The sequence below is a fragment of the Actinobaculum sp. 352 genome, assembly GCF_003957265.1.
Lineage (GTDB): Bacteria > Actinomycetota > Actinomycetes > Actinomycetales > Actinomycetaceae > Asp313.
The window spans coordinates 372,931-397,977 of sequence record NZ_RQSN01000002.1; the positions used below are offsets into that span (position 1 = coordinate 372,931).

A 25,047-nucleotide genomic window follows, 5' to 3' on the forward strand; every position below is an offset into this window, starting at 1 on the left:
GCCGCCGGTATCCTGCCGGTAAAAAACGCCCCATGTTCGCGACGAGAGAGCTCACGCACCCTTGGGGCTGCCCCGCACAGCCCGTCTTTCCTGCACACGGATCTACTTCCTCCATACCTACTTGAGCCGCACTTGCGGCCCCTCGGACTTCCCTCACGCTCCTTTTGCCTTTCACGCGATCACCGCACCTTCCGCAGCAGAATTGCGAGGAGCACCGGCGCTCCCACGAATGCCGTCACGATTCCGACTTCTAGTTCACCGGCCGCCGCAACCCTGCCGATAATATCCGCCCCCAACATGAAACTCGGCCCGGTCAACAGCGAAAACACCAACAAGCGCCGCTGATCGACGCCGACTAAGAGGCGCAGCATATGCGGAATGGCCAGCCCGACGAAACTGATGGGGCCACAAGCCGCCGTCGTCGCACCGCATAGCAAGGTAATGGCCAAGAGAGAAACGGACCGCGCCGCAGCAAGGCGTACACCGAGCGCCTGTGCCTGCTCGTCGCCGAGCGCCATGGCGTTCAGCGTCGGCCCCGCCGCGAAGGCCAACATAAACCCCACCACGAACAACGGAAGCAGTGGCATGGAAACCTCATAGCCACGATTCGCAACCGAGCCTATAACCCAGAAGCGGTAAGAATTGAATACGTCGGTGTGCGACATGGTCAGGACCCCGGTGCAGGAGGACAGCGCGGCACTAATAGCAGCCCCCACCAGCACCAAATGCGCACGATCATTGCGCGTTATTCTTCGTACCGATACCACGTAGACGAGACAGGCCACCACCGCTGCCCCGAAAAAGGCGAACCATACGTACCGGTTCGGTTCCGTAATGTCCAGAAACAGCGTCGCGCACACGACGGCAAAGGCGGCACCGGAGTTCACTCCGAGCAGGCCCGGCTCCGCTAGTGGGTTTCGGGTAAGCGCCTGCATGACCACACCGGCCACCGCGAGTGCCGCCCCGGCGAGAACAGCCAGAAACGTGCGCGGCATGCGCAACTGCCAGACGATGATGGCCTCCGGCAGGGTATCCCGCTGGGAGGAGCTCGCGCTTATCCCGCGCCACACGTCCGCAAGCGACATGTTGTTAGCCCCGATGGCAATGCTAAGAATGAATAGCCCGATAAGAACAACAAGGCAGACAATGACGACACCAATCACACGCGCAGGCGCTGGACCTTTTTCTTTCGCATCCGCACCCCTTCCTTTCGTGGGCACACTGCTCCCGCTGGGCCCCCTAAATCGCACCTGAGTAGTAACCCCTCCTCGGTGACCTTGGCCATATTCCACGTCCACACTCTACTAAGAAGAAGTTACGTGTGGGTAGGCTAACCTCATGTCAACAATCTCTCTTCGGGCTGCGCTTACTGCCGGAGCCCTCACCATCGCTCTAACAGGTCTGACGGCCTGTTCAAACTCAACTTCCGACAATGTGACCACCAGCGGCGCGGCAACTGCTACGGCCTCCGCGGAGACGTCAAACAGCGCTGCTACCTCTGGTACGGACTATATTGCTCCACGCACCATGGCCGACGGCATGGGCTCTGGCGAAGCCGACGGCGTCTTCCCGCGTACCGTCAAGCATTTCCAGGGCGAGACAACCATTGAGGCGGAGCCGCAGCGCGTCGTCGTCATTTCCACCGGTCAAATTGACGGCCTGCTCACCCTCGGCGTCGTGCCGGCGGGAACCACCGCGCCAAGCAATACGGAAACTGTTCCGCAATACTTGCGCGATGCATTCCCAGATTTGGCCGAGCAGTTCGATGACATCACATACGTTGGAAGCCGCACCGAACCGTCCATCGAGGATATCGCCAGCTTGAACCCCGACCTCATTCTCATCAACAACGCGGGGAAGAAGGATTCTGACGGCCTATACGAATCCCTCACGGCCATTGCACCAACCGTCGTTACCGAGGGAACCGGAGTGAACTGGAAGTCCGACTTCCTGCTCCTGGCCGACGCACTCGGACGCATCGAGCAAGCGCAAGGCATTCTTGACGACTACCATGAGAAAGCCGATCAGCTCGCTACCGAGGTTGACCCGGATGAGACGGTATCCTTCCTAACCAAGAATGGTGATCGTATTCGCGTCTACGGCGTATCCTCCTTCAGCGGGTCTATTGCCGAGGACGCCGGGATTTCCCGACCTGAATCGCAGAGTTTCACCGACGAGACCTCTTTAGATATCAGCTCCGAGGAACTCGCACAAGCCGACGGAACCTGGCTGTTCTACGGCGTGAATGGCGGCGACAACAGCGAACTGGAGTCCCTGCCGCTGTGGAACACTCTTGAGGCTGTCACCACGAACCATGCCGTCGCCGTCGACAACGACCCCTTCTATCTGAACGCCGGACCGACGGCGGCCAACCTCGTGCTGTCCACACTGAGCGAACGGCTCGGCAAATAGCGCTCCCGGTAGCACGGCACGAGGTATTCGTGACACATGAACCACACAGGTGGGCGCACGCTGCTGAAACGGCGGGCGCCCACCTACACGTCGACTCCCTACACCTGGCCTATTCACGATCAGCGCCCGAGATCCTACACGGGGTGTCGTTACAGGTAGCACCACGTAAAATGACGGCCATCATCGGGCCGAATGCCTGTGGGAAATCCACGCTCTTGAAAGCCTGCGGTCGCGTTCTGGCAGCCCACAGCGGCGACGTGTTTCTCAATGGACGAGCGGTGAGCGCCTACGGTTCCAAGGAATTCGCGCGTATCATCGGCCTGCTGCCACAGTCCGCAACGGCACCGGACGGGATCACTGTTGCCGATCTGGTCGCGCGAGGACGTTACCCGCATCAGAACCTTCTTCATCAGTGGACCGGCGACGACGAAGCCGCCGTCGCCCGTGCTCTGCAACGCACCCATACCTCCGAGCTCGCCAAAGAGCCCGTGACCGCACTCTCAGGCGGCCAACGGCAACGCGTATGGATTGCCATGGTACTTGCACAACAGACGGATATCCTGCTGCTGGACGAGCCCACCACATTCCTCGATCTCGCCCACCAACTCGATGTACTCGATTTGTGCCGAGAGCTCGTGGACGAGTACGGCACCACGATTGTTGCGGTCTTACACGATCTGAACCAGGCCGGTCGGTACTGCGACGAGATTATCGCCATGCACGACGGAAAGATTCTTGCCCATGGCAGCCCGGAAGACGTGATTACCGCAGATCTGGTGCACAGAGTCTTTGGTGTTTCGTGCCGCGTCATCCCGGATCCGGAGTCAGGTACGCCGCTTGTTGTGCCCTTGATGCAAAGGAATATCGACTAGCAGCATGCAGTGTGCGCTGGCGCCGTACATCACGGGGCGCGGGAGGGAAGAACGGGCAATACATGCCGACAATGTGTGACCGGGCAACGCTCGCTCATCCCTTGAATCGAACGGCAGCTGTGGCGAATTCGCACACCCACCGGACCGCTCTTTGGCTAGATGGTAGCGGCTCTACCTACCAGCAATCGGGCGAAGTGGCCGGTGCTATGGGCACAGTGGGAGACTGATCCGGTGAAACACGAGGTCACCACCGGAATCCGCATGTCGCTGGCCGTTGGGCTGGGCATGTTTCCCCTCGGTGTCGCCTTCGGCCTGCTCGTGTTGCAGGCCGGGCTGCCGTGGTGGGTTGCTCCGCTGACCTCGTGCGCGGTCTATGCGGGATCCTTGGAGCTCCTGTTAATCAGCCTTATGACAGGCGGCGCGCCGCTGGCAACGGTGGCACTGACTACTTTCTTCGTCAACTTCCGCCACGTCTTCTACTCTTTCTCCTTCCCGCTGCGCGTGTTACGTGGCCGCTTTGCGCGCGTGTATTCGGTTTACGCGATGACGGACGAGGCCTACGCCATCACCACTGCGCATCCACACGGGTGGACACCGGCACGCCTTATTGCGCTGCAAGTATCTCTGCAGATGTACTGGGTCGGTGGCGGCATGGTCGGCGTCCTCCTCGGCTCCCTGCTGCCCGGGCAGATCAAAGGCCTTGATTTCGCCCTATGCGCACTCTTCATCACCCTGACGCTCGACGCCGCCCGCTCGTTGGCGACCGTTCCCTCTTTGCTACTGGCGGCCCTCAGCTTCGCCATTGCAATAGTCGCGACTCCGGGTGCAGTCATTTTCACCTCCATGCTGTTATTCGCGGCGTCACTCGGGATCCGTTACCTGTTCACTCGCAATAAAGGGGCATGGCCCTATGCCTAGTACCGGAGCGATTCTCGCCGTCGTCGGCGTTGCCGCCGCAATTACCGTGGCGCTGCGCGCGATCCCCTTCGCCATACTCAAACCGCTGCGCGAATCCCGCTTCGTCTCGCGGATGGCCGTGTGGATGCCGGTTGGGATTCTCGGCATACTCGCAGCAGCGACCTTCCGCACGGCAGCGTCCGGCGCACCCCTCCTGTACACGGGAATTGCTGCCGCGGTAACCGCCGCCGTGCACCTGATATGCGGACGCCGGACCATCCTCTCGGTTGCTGCCGGGACCCTCTGCTTTGTTCTCCTCATGAATTTCGCAGTTTGAGGGGTGACGGCCGCACGAATATCACAAGCTGACAAACACGGCCGCCCCGGACCGCCAATTCATCCAGCCAACGGCCTCTCCCCTCGGCACACCTAGCGGATACGCCAGCGAGCGGTCTGAGCGAAATCGTCAATCAGCGAGGCGAACACGCCTCCGGCCCGGGCAAGTTCGCGCGGTGAACCATGCTCAACCACACGTGTCGGCTCGCCATTCTCGTATCCCGACAGAATATAGACGTGGTCGGCATTCATGATTGTCGAGAGCCTGTGCGCCACCACGATAACCGTGCGCCCACGGGACAACTCGGCAAGAGCCTCGGTAATCGCCGCCTCGTTCTCCGTATCCAACGCGGAAGTGATCTCGTCCAAGAGCAGGATCGGAGCATCTTTCAGGAAGGCTCGCGCGATTGACACGCGCTGCCGCTCACCCCCGGAGAGTTTAAGACCACCCTCGCCGACCTGGGTGTCAATACCATCTGGCAAGCCGGCGACAACCGCATCCAATCCAGCCTTGGAGATAGCATCACGCACCTCTTCGTCGCTGGCCTCCGGGCGGGATAAGCGGATATTCTCCGCGATGGTGGTGTCGAAAAGGTACACATCCTGGAACACCATAGATGTCATCACCATCAGGTCGGAAGAGCCGATGCTTCGCACATCGGCGCCACCGACGGTGATTGAGCCACCATGCACATCCCAGAACCGGGCAATGAGCTTGGTAATCGTTGACTTTCCACACCCAGATGGGCCCACGAGCGCCGTAATCTGCTGCGCGGGAGCCGTCAGGCTCAGTGACGAGAAGAGCTTCTGGTTCGGCGTGTACCCGAAGTCGACGTCGTTAAGCACGATCCGCGTTCCCTGTGAGGCCTGTGGTACGGCGGGTTCCGGCAGAATCGGGCTGTCAACAATCGCACCGATGGCATCCAGTGCGACCATTCACTCCTGCAACGCAGAGGCATACAGCACAGACTGGCTGATCGGCGTCGTGAACCGCGCCGCCATCACCGCGATAGCTACATATGTGGGAGTGTCGATATCTCCACCCACTACGAGCCCCAGACCCGCCGCCAATATTGCGGCGAAGAACATCTGTGCCAGGATCCCGAAGCATACAGCGGGTGCCGCCTGCGCACGCATAAGCCCGGTGACGGTATCGTTCTCGGCTCGCAACGCGTCACTGAGCGGCTGCCAGTTGGTGCCCGCCGCTCCCTGCGCTCGCAGAACGGGTTGCAGGTGGGCGTACTCTGCGGTACGTGCCGCAGTCTGGGCGGCTACACGCGGTGCGATCCGGTGTTCGCGTATCAGGAGCCGGGAGGCCCAACGCCACAACACCGCCACCACCGGGAAGACGACAAGCATGATCAGCGCCAGATGCCAGTCATACACAAAGGTGACCACCATAACCGTCGCCGGGGTGACAGTGGCCGATATGAGCTGGGGCAACACGACGGAGGCCAAATGGGAGAGGGTATCAACTTCGGTGGAAATTGTTGCGGTGACCCGGACCACCGAATTCGCATCGAACCATCCCAAGGGCAGATTGGAGACTCGTTTGCCCACTTGGGCCGTCATATTGTTGCAAATATCGTAGGAGCTCACCTTGTTCGCATACGCGGTGGTGATGGATTGAATGAGGAATGCGGCCACGCCAAGCGCGAGAAGAACCCACAGGGCGCTCTTCGCCGTCGACGGGTCAGGCCCGAGAAAAGCACGTAAGAACCCGATAAGTGCTCCGAAGGCCAGGCCCTGCAGGATAGCGGCGGCAACATAGCCGACGATAAGCAAATAGATGGTCTCCGGGTGGTCGAAATGCTTGTTAAAACGCCTAAACATGCCCTGCTTCTCCTTCGCTGCTCGCTGCGGCCGCCGTCGACTGCGCGGAAGCGGTAGCGTTCATGCTTGCCGTCTGGGCGCGCCACAGATCGGCGTAGAGCCCACCGCGGGCGACAAGTTCCTCGTGCGTTCCAACTTCCACCGCTCGTCCAGAGTCGATCACGGCGATCTGGTCCGCCGAAGTGATCGTGGAAAGGCGATGGGCGATCATGATGACCGTGCGGCCTTGTGCCAGCCCGGTAATGGCCCGCTGGATTTCCAACTCCGAGTGGGCGTCGGCCTGCGCGGCGGCGATGATCTCTTCTCGGCTGGCTCCCGGCTTTCCGAGCGCAATGTTCCCGGCGACTGTGTCGGCGACAGTCATCACCTCTTGGAAAACCAGCGCCATGGAACTCATGAGCTGCCGGCTCGTTTGATCTCGCACGTCCACGCCACCTACCGTTATCGCCCCGGCATCCACATCCCAGAAGCGGGCGATGAGCTTGGCGAGTGTTGACTTTCCACCACCAGAAGGACCAACGAGCGCCGTTACGGTTCCGGGTTCGCAGGTCAGACTGATGCCCTTGATAACCTGCGTCCTTCGTCATAGGAGAATTCAACATCCCGGAGTTCCACCCGGGATGGATTCCCGACGACGACGGCCGATTCATCCGGTTCTGGTAGTTCCTCTGCTTGCAGTATGTCCACGGTGGAGCGGGCGGCCTCCCGTGCCGCATAGAGTTGTTGCCCGAGCTGCACCAGAGTGGTCAGCCCTTCGGGGATTCCCACCCACACGAGCATGAACGCCAACACCGTGACCGGCGTCGTCCATCCCAGCGCAACCATCCAGTATCCGATACCCGCGGTGAGGGCGAGGGTGGCAGCCGGTTGCATAACCGCTTGAATCACGGCCATACCGATACCGGAATTACGCATCCATTGCATGGCAGCGTCGCCGTGGCGTCGGCGGGCTTCGTCGAAGCGCCCGTAGACGCTGGCCGTCATACCGAAGTTCTTCACTTCCTTGATGCCGTCGACCATCTCCACCGTGACCGCGGCAAGGTCACGTTGCGCGTCGGCGTAGGCGTTGAAATCGTTTCCCCACGCTCGTGTGGTTGGAATCATGCACACGATGATGAGCACAACGGATGCGGCAATCATGATCCCGGCGAACCGAGCGTCAAGGTAGAGCAGGTAGGCGAAACCCACGACGATTGTTCCAAGCGTATTGGCCAGGTCTCCGGCGAGGTGAGCAACGAGGGAGTGGATTGCGCTCGTGTCAGTGGTGATTGATTTACGAACCACCCCGGAGGAGCGGTCATTGAACCATCCGAGGGCGACGTGTTTGAGTTTAGCGACGAGTTTGCGCCGCAGTTCGTATCGCAGCCGGGCCTCCGTGCGATGGTTGCCTCCCAGCGCTCCCATATACGCAACACCGTGAATCACCATGGCGACGACGGCGACGATAACCCAGCGCCACAGTCGCGAGGAGTCGGCGCCTGCCAGCAGACCACGCCCGATTTCTACCAGTGCAATGTAGGGCACTAGCTTGATTGCAGAGCCGACAAAAGCCGTCAGGCCGCCCAGCAGCATCGAGCGATGCGCGCTGGCCGTTAACTGCCAGACGTTGGCCGGTCCCGTACAGGCATTGCTCGCTGGGTGAGTCCGCGTCATCTGTTCTTCGTTTCGCGTCATCGCTCCTTCACCTTCCGTGTACGTCTGCAGCAGCGCGAATTCGATATAGATGTGTTGACGGGCCAGCCAACCGCCAATTCGTCACGCTACTCGCAAGCCTAGGCGCTCGCAGCAATTTAGGAAAGCCTTACCTTGCCTTGACGTGCTGTGAATGAATGGCCGCTCGCCTACTGTGGCCATGGCACGGACTCCAACCGATACAGATCCCACCATTGCCTACCACAACCGTCCAAGTTAGGATGTCCTTATGAGCAGCGACTCGGATCGGGTGCCCTGAGCATCGAACACTCAGAAATAGAGGACGCATCGCATGAGCAGCAACACTGTAGGTAACGAGCCTATTCTCGCCGTCCGGCAGATTCACAAGAGCTTCGGTAAAAACGGACGTAAGAAGGATGTGCTCAAGGGGCTCTCCTTCGACGTACTCAACCACCAAGTCGTTTGCCTGCTCGGTGCCAATGGCGCCGGTAAAACGACCCTGGTCAACATCGCTTCGACACTGATGCTGCCGTCTTCCGGCACGATATCCGTCTGCGGAGCCGACGTCGTCAAACAAGCCGACGAGGTGCGCCGTTTCATCTCTCTGACCGGCCAATTCGCTGCCGTTGACGGCGAACTCACCGGCCGGGAGAACCTTGTGTTCTTCTCGCGCCTCCACGGCCTGCCACCCCGTGAGGCGAAGGCGCGCGCCGATGAACTCCTCGAACAATTCCGACTCGCCGATGCGGCAACCCAGCGCGTCGCCACGTACTCTGGCGGCATGCGACGTCGTTTGGATATCGCGGCCTCGCTCGTTGTCGAACCGCGGCTACTCTTCCTTGACGAACCCACAACCGGACTTGACCCGTTATCCCGCCGCGAACTGTGGGAGACGGTAGAGCAGCTGCGTGGCCGCGGTGTCGCAGTATTACTGACCACTCAATATCTTGATGAAGCCGAGAGGCTTTCCGACGATGTGGTCCTCATCCGCGATGGACAGGTGGTCTTGCACGGGCCTCCCGCTGCTATCCGAGAAGAATTCGGAGCACCCTTGTGCCAGTTGACATTCCGCGACACGGCAGATTCGCGCCGGGTAGCGCAGACCATTCTCATATCGGAGTTCGGGCCTACGAGTATCACGCCATCCCTGGACGGTTTAACAGTCTCGTTCACCGCCCATGGTGGAGTGCAGGATCTTTCGCGCGCGCTCACTGCCATTCAAAATGCAGATATCGTCACGGTTTCTGCGGCACTCACACCGCCGACGCTTGACGACGTCTTCCTTGGCACGGCCTTCACGGCGGCGGGGGCATCATAATGTCCACCCACCCAGTTGAAAGCACCGGACCCACGTACGGTGCGCGGTCAGTGCACCCTCCGAAGGCACCCGGAACCGGGGATGCTGGCGATGCGAACCGTACCGAGGCGCCCGCTACACGCGGCACGGCCTCCGACCAGGCATATACAAGGAGCGAGCACCAGCTGACGCGCGCCCTGGCGGGGGCGGTCTGGCGCAACAACCTGCGCCTGCGGCGCAATACCGCCTCCCTGGTGTCGGCCTTTGTTATTCCCGGGCTATTCATGCTGTCTTTTTGGTCGGTTTTCGGCCATGCAGCGGCTACGTCCGGCTTCGACTACGCATTGTTCCTCATGGCCGCATGCATGATCCAAGCGGTAATGTTCACCGCAGGCGGCTCCACACTGGCACTGGCTGTTGACATGGAGAACGGACTGCTCTCCCGTATGCGTGCCATGCCCATCAACGCAATAGTTGCGGTAGGTGGACGCCTGATCACCGATCTCATCCGGTCGTTGTGCTCATTAGCCACCGTGGTGGCGTTGGGCTTGGTCTGCGGGGCACAACCGGACGGCGTCTCGGGCTTGATCCTAGGCTTCGGTATCGTGCTGGTTATGGGGGAAGTAATGGCCCTGGCCTTCTGCGGCATCGCTCTGCGCTCATCCCACCCGGTGCAGACTGCCGGATTGCTCCAGGCAGTCGAGATGCCGCTACTCGTTTTCTCCACGGCTTTCATTCCTGTGGCCCTGCTACCAGGCTGGCTGCGACCCGTTGTTGAGCATCTGCCCTTTTCCCCGCTTATCGACACCACTCGGGCGCTCCTGGCAGGAACAGGCGCAGGCTCAACGGGATGGGAGGCCCTTGCGTGGCTGGTTGCGGGTTTGGTACTCGGCTCGCTCTGGGTGGCCCATGCCTTTAGGAGGCAGCGATGAGTAGGGGGCAGCAATGAGTACGAGCCCGAATTCCTCACAGGGGGCGTTGACACCAGCGGTTTCACCGGCCTCTGCATCCGCCACTCGATCATCGGTCAGCTGGTTCACGTCTATGCGAGTTCACGCGGGACGGCTCCTGCGAAGATGGTCTCGCTCATCGACCATGATCACCTCCACCGTAGGCATGCCCATCGTCATGGTCGCCGCTATCAACATCATGTTCGGAGGCATGGTCAAAGAGTTCTCTGGGAGCGGGATGAACCCCGCGCATGTTGCGGTGATGGTCGCCGTGTCCATGGCATTTACCGGTGCGATCATGGGTGCGGGCAGCACGGTGCAGGAGCGCCAGGAGGGACTGCCTGATCGACTGGCAACCATGCCAGGGCGCCAGTCGGCTAGTTTAGCCGGGCGCGTGGTGGCGGAAAGCCTGCGCGCCCTTATCACGTCTGCGGCTGCGCTGGGCGTCGGATTCGCATACGGCGCGGACTTCGGCGGCGTCGCCGGTTTCGCCTGGACGGTTCTCATACTTGCGCTGGTTGCGTATGCGGCTGGCAGCATCGGCAGCATGCTGGGTTACACCGTGGAGTCTCCACAGGGAGCATTGAGTTTCTCGCCTCTGATCATGGCGGCAATGTTCTTCAATACAGCGGTGATGCCGCGTGAAATGTACGCGCCCGCGTTACGGCCCGTTGTCAGCGCCTCACCGGTGACTGCCGTGACGCAAATGGTGACGGACGCTCGCAACGGTGTCCTCGACGTCGGCCATCTGCTCGTCTTTACTGCCTGGTTCGGAGGCATGGTAATCATCGCAAGCCTCGTACTGGCCCGAGTGGCGAGCCGACGCCCGGTGAATTCCTAGGGGCAGTCGGCACTTGGCGAATTCCTCGGGGCTACGCCTGACGGATCCCTAGGGGTTGGCGGATTCCTAGGGCTGGCCGGCGGATTCCTAGGGGCGACACTCCGCTTCCGCAGTGTTCCGGCGTAACGGCCCCACAGCGGGCGCTTAGCGCCTTTCATCCCGACCTGCCGCGGAATCAGTCGAGAGCAACTGACTCTGAGCAGGAAACATGCTGCAGCTCGAAACCGGTCTGGTCCGACAGTGCGTAGACATCTGGAGAACCGTTAAGCAGTCCCTTTTCCGGCACGCCCTCTGGAAGGTCCGATGCCAGAACATACCCCACACACATCCGCGTCGAATCCAAATCAACAATCATTGCAGGGGCATTCATCATCTGCACAGACACCTCAAACGGGCGCGCGAACGCCATCTCCCCTTCCTCACTCTCACCCGACGCCAACAAATGCACCGGACTGGCTGGTTCGTACTCGTAAAGAACATCCGGATCCACTGGCATGTATGCATCCACCAACGCATAGCCATCAGTAACCTCGTCAGGCACCACATACGAACCACCCGCGAGCCACACATCCTCACCCGTCATGTTGGTGACCCGATAGGTGGCCTCAAACGACGTATCCGAAACATCAGTCGACACCCACTCCACCTTCAGACCATCATCCACCTCATCCACAACAAACCGCTCCGACTCATCCGACGCCAACGACGAGACAAACGGCGTCGGCGTCACAGGCAACGACCCTGACGAGGCACTCGAACTACCCGGCGAATCGCCACTCTGACAACCCGACAACACCGACGCCACGCCGGAAAGCACTCCGACAACCACCATCCAACGCCACGCCACTCGCACGCTCATCTGTGCCCTCACCTACCCCAGATCAACCGGTTCAGAACACGAAATATGCTGCAATTCAAAGGCCTCCACGATCTCCACACCCAAAAGCCCACCCGAGTCAGAATCACGATAGAGATCAGAACTCATAACGTAACCGACACACAATCGCATCGAGGAAGGATCCACGGGGCCTTCCGAGTCCTCATATTCTCGCGACGACACCTCAAAAGGCCTCGGCTGCGAAAAACCTTCCTCACGACTCTCAGCCACTGACAGCAACGACAGCGTCGTCATCGGCGGTGTCACCCAATGCTTCGCCTCATCAAGAGGAAGAACAACCGCCCCAAACGCATAACTATCCTGGTCAGCATCACGCACCACGTCGATGCCACCCGCAAGCCACACATCGTCGCCTGTCATATTCGTGACCCGATACGTGGCCTCGAACGACGTATCCGTTACATCTGTCGACACCCACTCCACTTTGAGGCCTTCGTCCACCTCATCCACAACAAACCGCTCCGACTCATCCGACGCAGACGACGAGACCGACGGTGTCGGTGTCACAGGCGACGACGTCGACGACACCCCAGAAGATACCGACACGGAACCCGAACCACTGAGCTCACCATTACCCTGACAAGCCGCCACACTGGCCAGCGTCAAGACCGCCACTATCCCCAACACCGGGCGACGACACCGGGTCCTACTCATCAACAACCTCCCACCGCGACGGACGACACGAAAACCGGCGCGAGGTAACACGAGCAACACGATGCCCCACAATCCGCACCGAACCCGGGCACTGGCGGCCGTAGACACATCACAACCACGCCTCCCTACTCCACATCAATCGACTCCGAACACGAAACATGCTGAAGGGAAGCTCCCAAATCGTCTTCCATTCTCATACCCGTACTGTTGTACAAACCTTCTGCAGGGCGGCCTTCGGGAAGTTCAGACGCCGGAATATACCCAACACACATCCGTGCCGACTGCACATCAACAACAGTCGGAGCAGCATCAATCCGCTGCGCAGTCAACATGAATGGAAGCGACAACGTAATACGTCGCTCACTGCTCTCGCCTGCCTCCAACAAAAAGACGGAACTCGTAGGCGGCACGTAGTAACTCACATCAGGATCAGGAGCCAGAAACACACGCGCGAACGCATACGACCCACGCTCCTTGTCTTGTACAACATAGGAACCCGAAGGCGTCCATACATCCTCACCGGTAAGATTCGTGATCCGAAAAGTGCCCGTAAACTCGTCATCCGTCGCTGTCGCCGACACCCACTCCACCTTCAGACCATCATCCACCTCATCCACAACAAACCGCTCCGACTCATCCGACGCCGACGACGAGACAAACGGCGTCGGCGTCACAGGCAACGACCCTCACGAGGCACTCGAACTACCCGGCGAATCGCTACTCTGACAACCCGACAACACGACCACCGCAGCAGCTAGCACTCTGACAACCCTCACTTGTCTCCACACCACACACATATCCACCTTCCCTCCTCCCCACCTAATTCAAATCAAACGGCTCAGAACACGAAACATGCTGCAAGCGGAAGCCAGTCCAGTCGTATATCGCGAGCATATCCGGGTAGCCCAAGCTCAGCCCCTTCTCTGGCATACCCTCGGGAAGCTCAGAATCCGGAATATACCCAACACAGATACGCAGCGAAGACGGATCAACATACACATCCGAATCATCATCTTCCATCTGCGGCATCAAGCTAAACGGTAGCGCCACGGAGATATTCAAATACCGACTCTCACCCGCACCCAACACCGATACTCCACTAGCAGGCTCAACATAGTAATCCACGTCAGGATCAGGCGGAACAAACGCAGCGGCAAAGGCATAGCCCCCGCGTGAACGATCCGACACAATCCCCCGACTGCCACCCAACCACACATCCTCGCCGGTCGTATTCGTGAGCCGATACGTTGTCTCAAACAAAGTGTCCAAGACATCCGTCGACACCCACTCCACCTTCAAACCATCATCGACTTCATCGACCGCAAAGCGCGGACGCGTATCCCGTATCACCACCCACCAGAAGGCGACCCCGGCAGCCACCAACCCGACCACTAGCACTACTACAACGACCAACAACACACGACGACGTCGGGTTCCGCTCATCGAAACCCTCCCGATCCTGCAGACAAGAGAAAGACCGACACAAGACACCACGAGCGACGCGATGCCCCAGAACACGCTCCGAGCTCTGGCACCGCCGACCAGCGATCAGTCACAACCACACCGCCTACTCCACATCAATCGACTCAGAACACGAGACATGCTGCAGCTCGAAGGCCCTCATAACTCCCAGTTCCAGATCCTCACTCGGATCAGGATCACTGTGGAGATCAGAGCCTGAAATGTAACCCACACACAGTCGTACTGTGGACGGGTTCACTGTTTCTTCCGGTTCCTCCAGATACCTCAAAATCAAACCAAAAGGACGCGCATACGAAAACGTAAACTCCCGACTCTCACCCGCACCTAACCGAAACGCAGAAATCATCGGCGGCGTCACCCACAGCTTCGCATCATCAAGAGGAAGAAAAACCCGTCCCAGCGCGTACCCACCCGCAGAATCCGGTACGGCACCCGACCCCGTCGGAAGCCACACATCCTCACCTGTCATATTCGTGAGCCGGTACGTGCCCGTGAATTCACCATCCGACACCGTCGTCGACACCCACTCCACCTGCAGCCCATCATCCACCTCATCCACCACAAACCGCGGACGCGTATCCCGTACCACCACCCACCAGAAGACGACCCCAGCAGCCACCACAGCAACCACCAACAGGGCTACCACGACCGACGACACACGACGACGCCGCAACATTTTACTCATCGGTATGACTCTCTCTCCGGCCAACCCATTTCCTTCCGTAATCCATTCTCGGTCCGTTCAATCGGTTGCCGCGGATCCACAATCTCCGGAGTGTTCGGGTTGTCATCATGGTCGATCGGCAGCCCGACAGCCTGCCGCTCAGCCGTATAGACCGGTTTGGTGTCGGGGTCAGGGTTGTCTTTCATATTGTCCCGTGCATCGTCTCCGTCGTAGATATCCTGAGAATCATAGATACCACTACCGAAGGTATCCACATGTGCTAGCTCATGCTGCAACACCACAACCGGGGGTGCTCCTCCGAAATCATCGATAGTAGGCAAGTACTCCACACTGTGATGGCCCAAATGCCCTGGGTAGGCGTAACTATTCCGAAAACCAGGATTATTCTCCGGAGGAATAAGTTCCTTGATTGTCAGCGAGTTCTTTCCCAATACTCCGAAGAGACCCGAGTTCTCATGATTCTCTTTGATATGCCCAAGAAGCTCTGCGCCTGCGGGGGATGCGCTGAGCATGTCCAGGTCTGCCTGGGTACGGGCGATGAACTCTGGCGAGCCTTCGATCTTGATCCACGAGGTCTGGTCCTCGATCTGTACGGTGATATCTTTCTCCACCGAGTCCGTCTTGCCACCCTTATCGTCGTAGAGCGTGTCATCGCCTTGGCCGCCCATGACGGTGTCCGCACCGAGGCCGCCGTACTGCGTATCGTTCCCACTGCCGCCGAGCATGTGGTCATTACCCCGGCCGCCAGAGACAACGTCATCACCATCCCCGCCGAGCAGCTCGTCTTTGCCTTCACCACCTTCCAGATAATCCGCATCCTGCCCGCCGGAGAGTTTGTCAGTTCCACCTAGGCCGTACGCTGTGTCACGGCCCCGCCCGCCGAAGAGTCGGTCATTACCGGTCTGACCGTCCAGATAGTCGTGTCCAGCACCTCCGGAAGCATAGTCATTGCCCGCACCGGCTTTGATCTCATCGTCACCGGCTGAACCGAACAGACGATCATCTCCACCACCGCCGGTGATCCGATCCAACCCATCACCACCAACAACCGTGTACCCAACAGTCGCATCGGAGGGCAACGCGATAATATCGTCACCGCCACCACCGCGGATGGTCAGATGCTTCCCCGCTGGGATGCGATACGACTGAGTATTGCGTACATCAACGATCTCGCCCTTGTCGTTGTAAACCAAGTCCTCCACCTTGACGATCTGGTCACCGGTCTTTGGATCGATCATCACCGTAATCCGGTTATCCTCCTTGCCCGCTGAAAGGACTACCTCGTCACCGTTTTGCAGGATGCCGACGTCGGAACCTTCCTGCGGCATATTCCAGATGAAGGGGGCTCCTCCTGCGATCCTGTTCCAGCGCCTGGTAATCTCTCCCCAACTTCTGCTCAAGGCGTCCACATCGGCCCCGTAACCGCTGAGCTTCTCATCCAATTCCTGCCGAATCCGTTCCGCCTCAGCCATCTCCTGCTGTACCAGTTGCTCCTCGTCAGCATCCTCGGGCTGAAAGGTAGGCGCAGAACTCGGTCCGCCCGTATGCGAAACACTCGACACTCGCTGCCACGAACTATCCAGTGCTCCCTGTGCTCGGGAAATATCAGATGCTGCATAGGAGATCACCGCAGCGCACCGACCCGCAATCTCCGTTGCCTTGTCCAGATCCTTGACCAACTCCGAGCGCCGGGTAGCGAAGGCATCAGCGGTATCGCCTTCCCATTCCCCCAGAGCATTATTCGCGTGCCGCGCGAAATCATCCGCCGCTCGCGAGGAGAACCGTGCCATGCGTTCCCATGCACCCTGAGCCGCATACAACTCCGACAGCTTCGCCTCTAGATCCCATGACCCACTCATCAGATCCTCCAACTCTCGGCTGTCCGCTCATCGGTATCACTCAAGTCCGCCGCACAGGCCTGCATTGCCTCCGACGCCGACTCCAATGAGTCAGACAGATTCTCATGTGCGTTGTCGCCGGAATTCGCCATTCCCGTGAGTTTGCTGACGAACTGCGGACCAGCCGAGCTATTTCCCGCTGCCGCCGACGAGATTCCGGAAACGGGAAAAGACTCGTTCTGCCACGCCGAGCGGAGATCAACCGACACATTCAGCACACGCGTCGCCTGCCCGCTCACATACTCGGGATCAATTCGGGTCATTATGCCACCTCTCTGCTGTACCGGTGAGTTGGCCGGAGGCCGAACCGGTGAGATAGTACGAGGCTAGCAGACAGGATGCGCCGCCGCACTACCTTTAAAGAAATGCTGTAAAAGTGCAGGCAAATGTCCTGTCTGCGGCCTGGTACGCCGCAGCCTACCCGCTAGTACGCGCGGTACAGTGCGAGCCCACGTGGCGAGTCCACAAAACCCGCATCCCGAAGATGACCTGCCAGCGCCGAGCGGAAGACCGCCCCTTCGCCGTTAACCTTTTCTATGGCCAGCGTCTCCAAGTGCCGGTCTGCCACGGTCGCCGCCAGACTGTGGCATGCCTGCGCCAACTCCTCCGCTTCGTCAGTGAACTGAAGAACGGTGCGCCCTCCACGCTCCACATATAGCACCGGCTTACCGGCCACAAGAACCACAAGTGCACCCGCCTTGCGGCCCGGGCGCTGCTGCACGTTCTCGATTACCGGCCACGGAAGCGCCGCGCCGTACGGATTGGCAGGGTCAGTTGCAGCAAGTGTGATTGCCGCTCCGTGGCCGGTTGGTTGAAGCCCGCTGCGGCTTGAAGGCGTCGCGGTGCGATCCGTGTACTCCTTGGAGCCATTCGACTGAGTGACAGCGCCGCCGGAATCCCCCTGATTATCAGCACTATCGGCGAATTCCCGCAATCGATCAACTGCTGCAGCTGAGGCAAATTGAGCAGCACCCAGCCCGGCGATGAAATACCCGCGTCGGCAGTGCCCCGCCTCCTCAAAACCACGCAGCACGCGGTACACACCGGCAAATCCTCCCGGCATACCCTCGGACTGGACCGATCCGCGCGTCACCACGCCGTAGCGGTCAAGTAAGGCAGACGCAGTATCGACCGCTTGTACACTTTGCGCGGACCACCCGCGGCCGGTCGCAGCGTCATCAGCAGAAGACACCGTGCCTGGAACAGAAGATTGCTTCGCCGGAACAGAAGCTCTCACCCCGAACGCGAATGACCCTGTAGGTTCCCCATCCATATGCCGAGCTTCGAGGGGCAAATCCACCTCCGCGCTTACCAGCTCGAAACCTTCCTCCTGACTGCCACCACCATCCCCAGCTGCACCCGGAACAAGCGACCACCGCCCGGCCAGTACCGGCGGCACCGCCGCAGCCCGCACTCCCCGATATCCCATACCACGGTATGCGCGCGGACGCGGTGTACGCGCACTTCTATGCGCCTGCGTTCCATACGCAATGAACGCACGCACGGGAGCCAAGGTGTCATTCGTCAGATACCCCGCCCACACCAAGTTCCACAACGCGGCCATAAATGCTTGCTCATCGGCTATCCCGCCCGCAGCCTCCCGCAGTTGACCCGCGAAAAAAGCACCTCCGTTGCGCAAGGCCGCGATGATTGTTCGTTCCGCCTCAGCCTCGGGTGAAGGCTTCTCGATACCGCCGATGGCCTGCTGGCTAGCAGTCCGCGCTCCGGCCGTGCTTATACCTCGTATCGCGCCCGCATCCGCATACCCGGCCGGATATAGCGCTATCCATCCGTCGCGCCCCGGAAGCGTTCCGTGCCCCACCCAGGTCACTTCTCCCGCCGCTGTGAGCTGGTCAAGCATGGCCGGGGAATAGTCCCGTACCCGAGCGGGAAGAATCAGCGACTCCCAGGCACTGGCCGGAATAGGAACACCGGCCAGTTGTTCGACGACGGCGAGTACGCCATCGATCCCTTCCAAGGATCCGTCGGCGTGCTGCCACGCAGGAAGGAAACGGGCGTACACCTCCGGGGCGACCGGTTCCACACCTCCCCGCAGCACGGAAAGCGACAGTTGCCGCAGGCGCCGCAACACCTGCACATCGCACCATTCGACGCGCTGCCGCCATTCGATGCGCTCCCACCGTATCGAGCCCGACGGTTCGCCGCCATGGACCCCATCAGTCGAACACTCTGCCGCCACTGGCATACCCGCACCGCTCACGGCGTCAGGTAGTTCTACATAAGCGGACCGCCGCTCCTGCGCGGAGAGGCCAGGTGCCTGCGCAGCGCCCTCCTCCGGCGGGTGCGGACGCTCCGGTAAGAAGAACCCGCTGGTCACCCGGTGCTCCTCACGTAGCCGTTGCAGGCTCTCGGTAACAACGGCTACTCCCAGGCCAAAGCGCCGGGCGACGTCGTCGGCGATGAAGGGGCCGTGCGTGCGCGCATAGCGAGAGACGAGGTCATCAAGGGGCGAGGAAACAGGTTCGAGGAATACTGCCGGGATGCCCGGCGGCAGCTTCACGCCGAGCGCATCACGCAGGCGCGGCGCGTCTTCAATGGCTGCGTAACGCAGAGCCGTCGGCTGATCCGCGGGAACCATGCCAGTCTCGGACGCGCCATCCTCGGACGTGACGGTGGCATAACGCGAAGTCGGCACTCTCCGCCCGATGCCGTTTATCGGCGTATCCGCTTCTATCGGCATGGCTTCTTCTATCGGCATGGCTTCTTCACCTGCCACGGCTCCAGCGAATACCACCGCAATCGCACGTCCGGCATGAACCAATTCGCCTACATGTGCCTGCGCAACACGAATACTCCAGCTCTCTGCCGCATCCCTTCCTGTGCGCTCACTCCCGCCGCCGTCAGCATGCACCGCCTCATCCTCATTCCACCCCTGCAGCTTGGCCTCCTCGGGTTGCAGGCGATCCGCAATTTCGCGCACGCTGAGGGGGCCAAGCTGCCGGAGCAGGTCGGCCACACCTTCAATTCCACGTACTCTCCGCTGCGGAGTCAGGTGCTGCAGCTGCGCCTCATAATCAGCAATGACATCGGCATCGAGCAGCTCGCGCATCTCCACCCGCCCAAGCAGCTCGCCAAGAAGCTCAGGATCGACCTGCAGGAGAGCGGTGCGGCGCTCGGCCAGCGGAACGTCGCCCTCGTAAATGAACTGGTCCACGTAACCGAATAAAAGGTCACGCGCGAAGGGAGATGGTTGCGCCGGGTCGGTTTCCACCAGGCGGACGTCCTGCTGGGCGATTCCTCGTGCTAGCCGCAGCAGCGCAGGCAAATCGTAAACATCCTGCAGAACCTCGCGCATTGCCTCCAAAATGATCGGAAAGTCCGGATGCCTGCGCGCTACCTCCAACAGTGCCGCCGAACGCTGCCTCTGTTGCCAAAGCGGCATCCGTTTGCCAGGGTTGAGCCGCGGCATCAGCAGGGCACGGGCAGCACACTCTCGGAAGCGGGACGCGAAGAGCGCCGACCCGCCCACCTCGTCGGTCACGATCTGCTCAAGTTCGTCCGGGTTGAAAACAAAGAGTTCCGCTCCAGGCGTCCGCGTATCTGCGGCGGGGATTCGCACGATAATGCCGTCGTCGCTGGCAACTGCGGATGCGTCACCGCCGTAGACTTGGCGAATACGTGCCGCAACAGCGAGCGCCCAGGGGGCATGCACATGCATGCCGAAGGGCGAGTGCAAGATAATCCGCCAGTCGCCGACGTCGTCGCGCCCACGTTCCACGGTTAGGGTGCGGTCTGTGGGCAGTGTGCCGGTTGCCGCACGCTGCTCGCGCAGATACGACAACACATTGTTGGCGGCGTTCTCATCCAAACCGGCAGCGCTGAGCCGCTCGGCCGCCTCGGCCTCGGGAACTGCGGTGATTTCTCGACAAAAACGCCCCATAGCTTCGCCGAGTTCGGCCGGCCGGCCCAGACTATCGGCGCGCCAAAAGGGCAGGCGGCCTGGCCGCCCGAAGGCCGGAGCCACATTGACACGGTCATGCGTAATCTCGACTATTCGCCAACTCGTCGTACCGAGGGTAAACACATCTCCTACGCGCGACTCGTAGACCATTTCTTCGTCAAGCTCGCCAACCCGAGCATCACGTTGCTCACCGGCGACAAAAACGCCGTACATACCCCGGTCGGCGATGGTCCCGCCGCTTGTCACGGCGAGACGCTGTGCACCGGGCCGCCCGGTGATGGTCCCCGCATCCCGATCCCAGATGAGGCGGGGACGCAGTTCCGCGAATTCCTCGGAGGGATAACGGCCCGCCAGAAAATCGAGCACGGTGTTGAAAACACTTCGAGGCAGCGACTGGAATGGAGCGCTGCGCCGAACCGTTGCGAACCACTCGTCCACATTGACGGATTCAAGAGCACACTGCGCCACCGTCTGCTGGGCGAGGATATCGAGCGGGTTGCGTGGAATGGCCAAGGCCTCGATGTTCCCGTGCAGCATTCTTTCGGCGACGACGGCGCTGTGCAGAACGTCGCCACTGTGCTTGGGATAGAAAACAGCACGGCTGACCTCACCGACCTGGTGCCCGGCACGCCCCACACGTTGCAAGCCGCTGGCTGCACTGGGCGGCGATTCAATTTGAATAACGAGATCAACAGCGCCCATATCGATGCCGAGTTCGAGGCTACTGGTAGCGACGACGCAGCGCAGCCTCCCGGATTTCAGGCCCTCCTCCACCTCGGCCCGCTGTTCCTTCGATACCGAACCGTGATGTGCCCGGGCAAGCACAGGCGCGACGCCCTCCGCGCGCCCCGACATCCCCATCATCTGCGCCGGAGGCGCCATGGCTGCCCTATCGCCCGGCGGGGGCGCCATGGCTGCCCTATCGCCCGCCGGAGGCGCCACGCCATGCCCTTCTTGCCGTTGCGATGGCTCCACCTGCTGTTCCAAGCGCCGCAGGTAGACCTCATTTAAGCGACCGGTCAACCGTTCTGCCAGCCGCCGCGAATTGACGAACATGATCGTCGAGCGATGTTGCAAGACCTGATCAACAACCGATTCCTCCACATACGGCCATATCGAACCGGTGGAATTCACGGCTTCTTCGGCCGCCCCGGCTTCCGAGACTTGCGCGGGTAATGCCTGCAGGTTGACGACGGGCACCGTGACGGTTAGCTCTAGCGAACGCGCCGCCCCCGCCTCGATGACCTTCACCGGTGCTGTGCCACCAAGAAAACGCGCCACTTCATCAATAGGCCGTACCGTGGCCGATAGTCCGATCCGCTGGGCGGGTGCGGCAAGCAGAGCGTCAAGGCGCTCCAAACTCACAGCCAGATGCGCACCACGCTTCGCTCCGGCAATGGCATGGACCTCGTCGACGATGACTGTGTCTATACCGCGCAGCGTCTCGCGGGCGCGGCTGGTGAGCATGAGGTAGAGCGATTCCGGCGTCGTAATAAGAATATGCGGAGGATTCCGTATAAGGCGCTGGCGTTGCGATGACGTAGTATCGCCGGAACGCACTCCTACCCGGATACTTGGCGGCGATTCGCCGAACTGCCGCGCTACCTGTGTGATCCCCTCCAATGGCTCGCGCAGGTTTCGTTCGATATCAACGCCCAGCGCTTTGAGCGGGGACACATACAATATCCGCGTTGTTCCAGCACCCGTTGTGGCAGCACCGGTGCCGGACACGTGTCGGCTTTCACGCGGCATGGCACCCTCTCCCGGAGCAGCAACCGCCGATTTCTCCAGCGAGCCCTTGTTCGACGGGGTCTCATTCTCCCGTTCTTCACTCTGTTCCCGGACGATTCGATCAATTGCCCAGAGGAAAGCCGCCAACGTCTTACCTGACCCTGTCGGCGCGACCACTAAAGCGTTATGCCCCTGCGAAATCGCTCGCCAGGCATCTGCCTGCGCCACCGTCGGAGAGCCGAAAGTGGAACGGAACCAGCGGCGCGCCGGGCCACTGAACCGCTCAAGGATATCCATCGGCTACCTCCTCTCAATCAGGGTGCAAACGATCCGTCTCTCCTCTATCTTGCCGGAAACCTCCGACATAAATCGGAAGATGTCGACGCCCCACCACCGCACTGCTCGAACCCATCCAGTCGGCCCGTGATTCTCGATGACCCCCACCAGTCGGACCTCCGCTGCGTCTGCCGCAGTTTCACTTCTTCGCAACCGCCCGGTGAACTGATGCCGGCGTAGCTACATGCCTTTGCAGAAAGAAATTCCCGCGAAGCACGAAGCCTCGCGGGAATTGCCTATTTATTCCATCGCGCTGGTCCCGAGACTGTCGCTGCTCGCGGCCCAGTCACGCCGATGCGGCGCCAACCGTCGCGAACGCGGCGGCGTCTCTCGGATCAGTCGATCCACTTCACCGTGCTGGTGTAATTCTCAAGATCGCTCTCTTTGACCTCGGCCATTGACTCCGAAGAACCGTCAAACTGCAGGACGAACAAGATGCGCACATCATTACCGCGGTCGACCACAGCTGCTCGCACCCCGTAATACGATCCATCTTCTTCCGTCTGCCCGACGAAGACCTTCGCCTCTTCACCGGCAATCGTCATGGTGCCATCGGCCTGCACCTCGTCATCATCCAGGAACGTCATCTCAGAAACATCCTGGATCACGTACTGATCTTCAGCATAGTAATCATCGGTCAGTGCGACGACGAGGAAGAAGCTTTCCCACTCATCATCCGCCGTCTTCTTATTCGAGTCGACAAATGCCCGCATATCGTTACGGTCAAGCGATACTTCGTCGAATCCGCCCGGGTCGGACGCCAGCGTCAGGTACCGGGTGACATCGCGCTTCTCTCCTGCACTGAGCTCCTCGTCGTCAGTTGCATCGTTGGAAGCGATAGGCTCATCAACCGCAGTCGTCTCAACCGCCGAGCTGCTGCCATCTGTCGAATCGGAGTCCGCGTTGTCATTCGAACAAGCGGCGAGGGAGACGGCGAGAACAGCCGACGCTCCTAGTGCAAAGATCCGGTTTTTCATTGTTAACCTCTCATGCTGTCAGTAGGGACGAGCCCGGGCTACCAGATGAACTTACCAGTTGGTACATAGCTTCTCACCAGGTCAAAGGGGTAATGCGTTACACAGCGCACATCGGAAAGGTGCACGGCTGCGAGGCTGCACCACCTCCACCCCCAGCAAAGGGCCTGTGAGTTTCCGCAGCAGGGATCAGCAGCGGCGGGCACACTCGCGGATTCCGGCAAGCCTTGCCCGGTGCCGCCCGCTCTTCCCCGCGGAGTCATTCCGTAGCAGCACCAACCAGCACGTCAATTAACTCTGCGTCGTTGCTCACGCGAGAACGCGCGACGTCGTCGGGAAGATGTAAGAAACCAGCACAGCACCTCTTGTCATTGATCTGCCGTAAGGCGTCAAGAGCCGAAAACAGCGTCGCATTGCATACGAAACCCCCGGCGTCGTCAGATACGCCAATCTCATACCCCGAGCTTCGCGCAGCCTCCAACATTCTGCCGATTGGGAGTGTGGCACGAAGCGTACCGGGGGCTCCGCTCTGGACTGCTTCTCCAACGGGCTGAACCCCAGCATTATCGGCTATGCGCGCATTGATACGGTTTCGGGCTACCCGTTCCAGCACTGGTACTTCTGAGGAAGCATTCAAACCGCAGCACAGCGTTACTGTTGGGCGATAAGCTGCGATCAGTTCACGGATACGTGCTGTCGCAGCAGCGAATTCGACCGGCAGAATCTCGACGATCAGGCGCGGATAGTGGGAGGCATAGTCAGCGGCCAGCATGCGCACGGCGGCCTCCGTCGGATTGTACGAAGCGCCACCAAAAGGCTCAAAGCCGGTGACAAGAACAGTAGCCGCACCGCCCGATTCGCATGCACCTTCTTGCGCGGGTCCATTTTGTCTGGACTCATTTCGCCTAGGCTCATTTTGCGCACATCCATTCTCGACCACGTTTTCCTCCTCATCCTCAATTATGAGCGGGGTGGATGAGCAGGTCGAAATGGGTGCTGTCCAAATCCCGTCCAAACCGCTCCGCCCGGCCTCTGGCTCGTCGCAGAATCCGCATGATTCTGCCACTTCACAAAGCGAACCATTCCGCCGCGCACTCGTTTGGACGGGAAAGGGACACATTCGGGCACCGAGCACAGCCCGGTGTGTTCGTTGCCCGGACCAAGTTTCACAATCGTTCCGGCCACTTCGTGGCCGAGCACGGCGGACAGCGGAAATACGATCGCGCCACCGATAACATGCAGATCGGAATGGCACATGCCGCAGGCTGCAACCTTGATAAGAACCTCGCCATCCTTGGGATGTGGAGTCCGGATGGTCTCAACTTCGAGGCCCTTGCCGAGGTTGCAAGTGGACCCCTGGGGCCGACCTCGGAGCT

22 protein-coding genes and 1 pseudogene are annotated in these 25,047 nt (G+C 60.3%); 7 read left to right on the forward strand and 16 right to left on the reverse strand.

Translation table 11 applies throughout. From position 1 onward, the window contains the following. Positions 1–179: 179 nt before the first annotated feature. Complete coding sequence (locus tag EKN07_RS03710) at positions 180–1,163, reverse strand: iron chelate uptake ABC transporter family permease subunit (protein WP_240611338.1); 984 nt, start codon at positions 1,161–1,163, stop codon at positions 180–182. A 175-nt stretch (positions 1,164–1,338) separates the two neighbouring features. On the opposite strand from EKN07_RS03710, the gene EKN07_RS03715 reads away from it, so the two are divergent. The 4 genes from EKN07_RS03715 to EKN07_RS03730 all read left to right on the forward strand — a co-directional run bounded on the left by EKN07_RS03715 (position 1,339) and on the right by EKN07_RS03730 (position 4,518). Continuing rightward, positions 1,339–2,412, forward strand: coding sequence for an iron-siderophore ABC transporter substrate-binding protein (locus EKN07_RS03715; protein WP_108714993.1), 1,074 nt, complete (start codon positions 1,339–1,341; stop codon positions 2,410–2,412). Between the two features lie 104 nt (positions 2,413–2,516). Further along, positions 2,517–3,284 carry an ABC transporter ATP-binding protein gene (locus EKN07_RS03720; RefSeq protein WP_346962688.1) on the forward strand — a complete coding sequence of 256 codons (768 nt, stop codon included), beginning with the start codon at positions 2,517–2,519 and terminating at the stop codon, positions 3,282–3,284. Between the two features lie 231 nt (positions 3,285–3,515). Beyond that, the gene (locus EKN07_RS03725; RefSeq protein WP_240611337.1) at positions 3,516–4,202 is read left to right on the forward strand and encodes an AzlC family ABC transporter permease; all 687 of its coding nucleotides are present in this window, start codon (positions 3,516–3,518) and stop codon (positions 4,200–4,202) included. After that, positions 4,195–4,518 (forward strand): AzlD domain-containing protein, encoded by a 324-nt coding sequence (locus tag EKN07_RS03730; RefSeq protein WP_108714990.1) that lies wholly within the window; start codon positions 4,195–4,197, stop codon positions 4,516–4,518. Before EKN07_RS03725 ends, EKN07_RS03730 begins: the two co-directional genes overlap by 8 nt. A gap of 92 nt (positions 4,519–4,610) precedes the next feature. Here the strand turns inward: EKN07_RS03730 and EKN07_RS12785 are convergent, their stop codons facing one another. Genes EKN07_RS12785 through EKN07_RS12800 form a run of 4 tightly spaced genes read right to left on the reverse strand, consistent with a single transcriptional unit; the run spans position 4,611 to position 8,024 of the window. Next, a complete protein-coding gene (locus EKN07_RS12785; protein WP_205647297.1) occupies positions 4,611–5,453 on the reverse strand; it encodes an ATP-binding cassette domain-containing protein in 843 nt (280 codons plus the stop codon). Beyond that, a complete protein-coding gene (locus EKN07_RS12790; protein ID WP_205647296.1) occupies positions 5,454–6,350 on the reverse strand; it encodes an ABC transporter transmembrane domain-containing protein in 897 nt (298 codons plus the stop codon). Then, a complete protein-coding gene (locus tag EKN07_RS12795; protein ID WP_205647350.1) occupies positions 6,343–6,918 on the reverse strand; it encodes an ATP-binding cassette domain-containing protein in 576 nt (191 codons plus the stop codon). The genes EKN07_RS12790 and EKN07_RS12795 overlap by 8 nt, the downstream gene beginning before the upstream one ends. Further along, positions 6,900–8,024, reverse strand: coding sequence for an ABC transporter ATP-binding protein (locus EKN07_RS12800; RefSeq protein ID WP_206435662.1), 1,125 nt, complete (start codon positions 8,022–8,024; stop codon positions 6,900–6,902). The genes EKN07_RS12795 and EKN07_RS12800 overlap by 19 nt, the downstream gene beginning before the upstream one ends. Positions 8,025–8,334: 310 nt before the next feature. Between EKN07_RS12800 and EKN07_RS03745 the strand changes: the two genes are divergently transcribed. From EKN07_RS03745 to EKN07_RS03755, 3 genes are read left to right on the forward strand one after another with little or no spacing between them, the layout of a single operon-like run. Next, positions 8,335–9,321, forward strand: coding sequence for an ATP-binding cassette domain-containing protein (locus EKN07_RS03745; protein ID WP_126145643.1), 987 nt, complete (start codon positions 8,335–8,337; stop codon positions 9,319–9,321). A 50-nt stretch (positions 9,322–9,371) separates the two neighbouring features. Next, positions 9,372–10,232, forward strand: a complete 861-nt coding sequence (locus EKN07_RS03750) for an ABC transporter permease (protein WP_241228120.1) — start codon at positions 9,372–9,374, stop codon at positions 10,230–10,232. A gap of 13 nt (positions 10,233–10,245) precedes the next feature. After that, a complete protein-coding gene (locus EKN07_RS03755) occupies positions 10,246–11,091 on the forward strand; it encodes an ABC transporter permease (protein ID WP_126145645.1) in 846 nt (281 codons plus the stop codon). Positions 11,092–11,266: 175 nt separating this feature from the next. Here EKN07_RS03755 and EKN07_RS03760 read toward each other — a convergent pair whose 3' ends face one another. The 11 genes and pseudogenes from EKN07_RS03760 to EKN07_RS03810 form a co-directional block, all read right to left on the reverse strand. Then, positions 11,267–11,950: a hypothetical protein gene (locus tag EKN07_RS03760; protein WP_126145646.1), complete on the reverse strand. Its 684-nt coding sequence runs from the start codon at positions 11,948–11,950 to the stop codon at positions 11,267–11,269. Between the two features lie 12 nt (positions 11,951–11,962). Then, entirely contained in the window at positions 11,963–12,643 is a 681-nt protein-coding gene (locus EKN07_RS03765; protein WP_126145647.1) for a hypothetical protein, read from the reverse strand. Between the two features lie 125 nt (positions 12,644–12,768). After that, positions 12,769–13,317, reverse strand: a complete 549-nt coding sequence (locus EKN07_RS03770) for a hypothetical protein (protein ID WP_126145648.1) — start codon at positions 13,315–13,317, stop codon at positions 12,769–12,771. A 145-nt stretch (positions 13,318–13,462) separates the two neighbouring features. Beyond that, positions 13,463–14,086 carry a hypothetical protein gene (locus EKN07_RS03775; RefSeq protein WP_126145649.1) on the reverse strand — a complete coding sequence of 208 codons (624 nt, stop codon included), beginning with the start codon at positions 14,084–14,086 and terminating at the stop codon, positions 13,463–13,465. 124 nt (positions 14,087–14,210) lie between these two features. Then, positions 14,211–14,810: a hypothetical protein gene (locus EKN07_RS03780; protein ID WP_108714984.1), complete on the reverse strand. Its 600-nt coding sequence runs from the start codon at positions 14,808–14,810 to the stop codon at positions 14,211–14,213. Continuing rightward, positions 14,807–16,669: a M91 family zinc metallopeptidase gene (locus tag EKN07_RS03785; RefSeq protein ID WP_108714983.1), complete on the reverse strand. Its 1,863-nt coding sequence runs from the start codon at positions 16,667–16,669 to the stop codon at positions 14,807–14,809. The genes EKN07_RS03780 and EKN07_RS03785 overlap by 4 nt, the downstream gene beginning before the upstream one ends. Beyond that, a complete protein-coding gene (locus EKN07_RS03790) occupies positions 16,669–16,971 on the reverse strand; it encodes a hypothetical protein (protein ID WP_108714982.1) in 303 nt (100 codons plus the stop codon). The genes EKN07_RS03785 and EKN07_RS03790 overlap by 1 nt, the downstream gene beginning before the upstream one ends. Positions 16,972–17,132: 161 nt before the next feature. Further along, on the reverse strand, positions 17,133–22,658 hold the full coding sequence (locus EKN07_RS12985; protein ID WP_241228121.1) for a DEAD/DEAH box helicase: 5,526 nt from the start codon (positions 22,656–22,658) through the stop codon (positions 17,133–17,135). Positions 22,659–23,032: 374 nt separating this feature from the next. Beyond that, positions 23,033–23,674, reverse strand: a complete 642-nt coding sequence (locus EKN07_RS03800) for a hypothetical protein (RefSeq protein ID WP_108714981.1) — start codon at positions 23,672–23,674, stop codon at positions 23,033–23,035. Between the two features lie 256 nt (positions 23,675–23,930). Next, entirely contained in the window at positions 23,931–24,737 is an 807-nt protein-coding gene (locus EKN07_RS03805) for a pyroglutamyl-peptidase I (protein ID WP_164505419.1), read from the reverse strand. A 68-nt stretch (positions 24,738–24,805) separates the two neighbouring features. Beyond that, positions 24,806–25,003, reverse strand: a pseudogene (locus EKN07_RS03810) (alcohol dehydrogenase catalytic domain-containing protein); the annotation flags it as partial. Between the last annotated feature and the right edge of the window lie 44 nt (positions 25,004–25,047).